Below are 5,308 nucleotides of genomic sequence, written 5' to 3' on the forward strand. Positions count from 1 at the left end.
GATCACCAAAGAGAGCACGAAGGAAACCGTAAACCATCGCGCAGGGAATGCCGGATCGTTTGGCTGACCTGTGGTGACTAACTCGTGTGCTTTCTACTTTGCGCACGAGGCTGCGGGTACGCCAATGTACCCGGCATTCCCTGCGCCCTCTATCGTTTCGGAGAGGCGATGTTTGGCAGAACCTGCGCTGAATCAGGCCGCGGGGAAGCGAACGCGCGTCTGCCATCTGCCATTCCGGAAGCCGCCGGGTTCGATGCGAGCGCACCGCCCTGGAATGACGAAGGCTGTTTGAAATGTGAATCGGAAAGCGGTCTGCAGTTGCCGATCACGCCGCCGCTACTTCTGCCCGATCTTGCCTTCGGTGCCCGCCATCAGGCGGCTGATATTGGCGCGGTGCATGTAATAGAGCAGCAGCGTGAGCAGCGCGAACAAGGCGGCGAGTGCGGCGTGCCCGAACCACCACAGGACGATCGGGGTGATGAGGCTCGCAATCAGCGCCGACAACGACGAGTAGCGCGAGAGCACGGCCGTGATCAGCCATATCGCGCAGAACAGCACCGCCGCGGGCCAGAACAGGCCAATCAGAATGCCGATATAGACCGCGACGCCCTTGCCGCCCTTGAATTTCAGCCACACCGGGAAAAGATGGCCGATAAAGGCGCCGAGACCGGCGAGCATCGCAGCTTCAGCGCCCGCAAAGGTGCCCGCGATAATGACGGAGGCCGTACCCTTGAGCGCATCGAACAGCAGCGTCGCGGCGGCGAGGCCCTTGCGGCCGGTGCGCAGCACATTGGTGGCGCCGATATTGCCGGAGCCGATCGAGCGCAGATCTTCCGTGCCGGCGAGCCTGGTCAGGATCAATCCAAACGGGATCGAGCCGAGCAGATAGCCGATGATGAGAGCGAGCGGCAGCCACGCATTGGCGGACATCACAGCCTCCCGGAATTCGCGCGCATCAGTGTGGCGCGCTTTGGCGAGTCAAACCAACCGCCATGTCAGACATGCTCATAGACAGTGCGCCCGCCGACGATGGTGCGAACCACGCGGCCGGAGAAGCGGGCCTCGTCGAACGGCGTGTTCTTGCATTGCGACTTGAGATCGTCGGGATCGAGCACCCAGGGGGTATCGGTGTCGATCACGATCACGTCGGCCGGTGCGCCCGGCCGCAGCGTGCCGCCGGGCAGGCCGAGCAATTCGGCCGGGCGCGTCGACATTGCGCGGATCATGGTCTTGAAATCCATCTCGCCCTGATGGATCAGCCGCAGCGCCGCCGGCAACATGGTCTCGAGCCCGACCGCGCCGGGGGCGGCCTCAGCGAAGGGCAGCCGCTTGACCTCGACATCCTGCGGATTGTGGTCCGACATGATCACGTCGATCAGGCCGGACGCGACGGCCTCCACCAGCGCGCGCCGATCATCCTCGGTGCGCAAGGGAGGCGACAGTTTCAGGAAGGTGCGGTAGGGCCCGATATCGTTTTCGTTCAGCGTCACGTGGTTGATCGAGACCGAGGCGGAGACGTCAAGGCCGGCGTCGCGCGCGCGCTTGAGGATCTCGAGCGAGTCCTTGCAGGAGAGCGAAGCGGCGTGATAGCGACCGCCGGTCAGTGCCACGAGGCGCATGTCGCGCTCAAGCATCACGGCTTCGGCGGCATTGGGAATGCCCATCAACCCCAGGCGCGAGGCAAATTCGCCTTCGTTCATGACGCCTTCGCCGACGAGGTGCGGATCTTCGGTATGATGGACAATCAGGGCATCGAAATCGCGCGCATAGGTCAGCGCCCGGCGCATCACCTGCGCATTGGTGACGCTCTTGTCGCCATCGGTGAAGGCGACGGCGCCGGCAGCCTTCAACAGCCCGATCTCGGTCATCTCCTCGCCGGCGAGGCCTTTCGTCAGCGCCGCCATCGGATGGATGTTGACGATCGCGGTGTCGCGGGCGCGGCGCAGCACGAAGTCCACGGTCGCGGAGTTGTCGATGACAGGCGAAGTCGACGGCTGGCAGACGATGGTGGTGATGCCGCCGGTGGCTGCGGCCTGGCTGGCGGAGGCAAACGTCTCGCGATGGCTGGCACCGGGTTCGCCGACGAAGGCACGCATGTCGATCAGGCCGGGGGCGACGACCTTGCCGGCGCAATTGATGACATCGGTGCCTTCGGGTACGCCGGCCGCACTGATGCCGCGCTTCAAGTCGCGGATCACACCGTCGGCGATCAGGACATCGCCGGGGCCGTCGAAATCGCGCGAGGGATCGATCACGCGGGCATTGGCAAGCAGGATGGGGCGGCGATCTTTCAACATATCTTCTTCACGCGTTCGGCAGGTTGCGGGCGAGCGCTTCCAGTACCGCCATGCGCACCGCCACACCCATTTCCACCTGTTCGCGGATCAGCGACTGCGCGCCGTCGGCGACGATAGAGTCGATTTCCACGCCGCGGTTCATCGGGCCCGGATGCATCACGAGCGCGTCCGCCTTGGCGTAAGCGAGCTTCTTCTGGTCGAGCCCGAAGTAGTGGAAATACTCGCCACTCGACGGCACGAACGAGCCGTTCATGCGCTCGCGCTGCAGTCGCAGCATCATGACGATGTCGGCGCCGTCCAGGCCCTCGCGCATGTCGCGGGCGACCTCGACGCCCATGCGTTCGATGCCATGCGGCAGCAGCGTGGAGGGCGCGACGACGCGCACCCGGGCGCCCATGGTGTTGAGCAGGATGATGTTGGAGCGTGCGACGCGCGAATGCATGACGTCGCCGCAAATCGCAACCGTCAGCCCCTCGATCCGTCCCTTGTTGCGGCGGATAGTGAGTGCATCCAGCAGCGCCTGGGTCGGATGCTCATGGGCACCGTCGCCGGCGTTGATGACGGAGCCGTCAACCTTGCGCGCCAGCAGTTCTACCGCGCCGGAGGCGTGATGCCGAACCACAAGAATGTCCGGATGCATCGCGTTCAGCGTGACCGCGGTATCCATCAGCGTCTCGCCCTTGCGGATCGAGGACGAGGACACCGACATGTTCATGACGTCGGCGCCCAGCCGCTTGCCGGCGAGTTCGAACGAGGATTGTGTCCGCGTCGAGGCTTCGAAGAACAGGTTGACCTGGGTTCGGCCGCGCAGCGAAGTGCGCTTCTTGTCAACCTGGCGGTTCAGCTCGACATATTCCTCGGACAGGTCGAGGAGCCCGGTGATGTCGGCGGCGGAAAGGCCCTCTATGCCCAGCAAATGCCGGTGACCGAGGACGAAGGTCGATTTCGATGCAGATGTCATTAAAGCCAGAGCTATAGGCGCGGTCGGAGCAGGGGGCAAGGGCGAAGAGGGAACTTAAAAGTTATCCCCCGGTCATCCGGATCGGCTGGCATGGTTTACGGCAAGGTTTTGTCCACCATGCGGTCGCGGATGCCGATATTTCGCTGCGGGGAGGGTGCGCGGCGTCGTATGATTTGGGGTAGGCAACATCTCCAGCCGGGGAGTGTTCGATGAATTCAGCCGTCCATGGGACCCATGAGGTGCTCAACCAGTCGCCGCCCTTCGTCGACGTCGATCTGTTCACGCTTGATACGGCGCTCGGTGAGGCGGTTGCCGCCAATGGCGGCGCGGCGGCAGCAAAGGAACTTTCCGAGTTCGGCCGTCATTGGGGCTCGGCCGCCATGGCCGAACGCGGGCGGCTGGCCAACGAAAACACCCCAAAGCTTCGCACCTTCGATTCGCGAGGCAACCGGAAGGATCAGGTCGAGTTTCACCCCGCCTATCACGAGTTGATGGCGCACAGCGCGCACGCCGGCTTGCATAATTCGACCTGGAGCGCCGATGGTCGTCCGCTTGGTGCGCCGGCGGAGGTGGTGCGCGCGGCGAAGTTCTATATGGCCGCCGGCGTCGAGACCGGCCACCTGTGCCCGATCACGATGACCCGCGCCTCGGTGGCGGCGCTCGCGGTGCAACCGGACATCCTGAAAAAGACCATGCCGGTGATCGGCACGCGCGCCTACGACCCAAGCTTTGCGCCGTGGTCCTCCAAGCGGGGCATGACGCTCGGCATGGGCATGACCGAGAAACAAGGTGGCACCGACGTGCGCAGCAACATGACGCGCGCCGAGCGCGATGGCGACGCTTATCGCATCACCGGTCACAAGTGGTTCATGTCGGCGCCGATGTGCGATGCCTTTCTGGTGTTGGCGCAGGCCGAACAGGGCCTGAGCTGCTTCTTCATGCCGCGTTTCCGCCCGGACGGGTCGGTCAATGCGATTCAGTTTCAGCGGCTGAAGGACAAGCTCGGCAACCGCTCGAACGCCTCGTCCGAAGTCGAATTCCTGGGCGCTTATGGCGAACGCGTGGGCGAGGAAGGCAAGGGCATTCGCACCATCATCCAGATGGTGCAGTTGACGCGGCAGGATTGCGCGATCGCCTCAGTCGGCCTGATGCGCTCGGGGCTCGCGCACGCACTGCATCACGTCAGGCATCGCAGCGTGTTTCAGAAACATCTTGCCGATCAGCCTTTGATGCGCGCGGTGCTGTCCGACATGGCCTTGCATGTCGAAGCCTCGATCGCGCTTGTGATGCGGCTCTGCCGGTCGTTCGACCTTGCGCCGGCTGACGCGAATGAATCGGCCTATATGCGGCTGCTCACGCCAGCGATCAAATACTGGACCTGCAAGAGCGCGCCGGGATTCCTCTATGAGGCGATGGAGTGTCTCGGTGGCAACGGTTACGTCGAGGAAGGCATTTTGGCGCGGCATTATCGCGAGTCGCCCGTCAATGCGATCTGGGAAGGGTCGGGTAACGTGATGTGCCTCGACGTGTTGCGGGCGTTGGCGCGCGAGACCGAGGCCGCGACGGCAATCCTGAAAAATCTTGCGCAGGAGACCAGGGGTCTGCCGGGTGCAGGCGAGGCGGCCGCGATGATTGGAAAAGCGTTTATCCGGGGCGATGCGGAAAACGTGGCGCGGCTCGCGGTCGAAAAGCTGGCGCTTTTGGCGGCGACAGCGGCGCTGAACGCGCTCTCGCCGAGCCATGCCGAACTATTCGCAAGTACTCGCCTTGCCGGGAATCACGGCGGCATGTACGGCGCTGTGGATCTCAAGTCCAGCGATACCGGCCGGCTGCTTGACCGCGCCTTGCCCCAGTAGAAGCGAAGGCCAGTTGATGGATTCTCTCAACCCTGAATCTCAAATTATCATCGCGCCGCCCGAAACCTTCGACACACCTGTCTGGAAGTTCTGGGGTACTGCGTTCTGGGGCTTTGTCGTCTTCGCGGCGATGTTCGTCGGCCAGCTTGCGGTGGTGGCCTGGTTTCTCCTCCAGCAAAGCGGCCCGATCAATC

At 63.6% G+C, this 5,308-nt stretch carries 4 protein-coding genes; 1 reads left to right on the forward strand and 3 read right to left on the reverse strand.

The features are described 5' to 3' along the window. Positions 1 to 336: 336 nt before the first annotated feature. The 3 genes from plsY to VFL62_RS08665 form a co-directional block, all read right to left on the reverse strand. The gene (plsY, locus tag VFL62_RS08655; protein WP_325171957.1) at positions 337 to 930 is read right to left on the reverse strand and encodes a glycerol-3-phosphate 1-O-acyltransferase PlsY; all 594 of its coding nucleotides are present in this window, start codon (positions 928 to 930) and stop codon (positions 337 to 339) included. A gap of 65 nt (positions 931 to 995) precedes the next feature. Beyond that, a complete protein-coding gene (locus VFL62_RS08660) occupies positions 996 to 2,297 on the reverse strand; it encodes a dihydroorotase (protein ID WP_325171958.1) in 1,302 nt (433 codons plus the stop codon). A gap of 7 nt (positions 2,298 to 2,304) precedes the next feature. After that, positions 2,305 to 3,258 (reverse strand): aspartate carbamoyltransferase catalytic subunit, encoded by a 954-nt coding sequence (locus tag VFL62_RS08665; RefSeq protein WP_325171959.1) that lies wholly within the window; start codon positions 3,256 to 3,258, stop codon positions 2,305 to 2,307. Between the two features lie 209 nt (positions 3,259 to 3,467). On the opposite strand from VFL62_RS08665, the gene VFL62_RS08670 reads away from it, so the two are divergent. Continuing rightward, positions 3,468 to 5,114: an acyl-CoA dehydrogenase family protein gene (locus VFL62_RS08670; RefSeq protein ID WP_325171960.1), complete on the forward strand. Its 1,647-nt coding sequence runs from the start codon at positions 3,468 to 3,470 to the stop codon at positions 5,112 to 5,114. Positions 5,115 to 5,308 lie beyond the last annotated feature (194 nt).

Source organism: Bradyrhizobium sp., assembly GCF_035701725.1.
Lineage (GTDB): Bacteria > Pseudomonadota > Alphaproteobacteria > Rhizobiales > Xanthobacteraceae > Bradyrhizobium.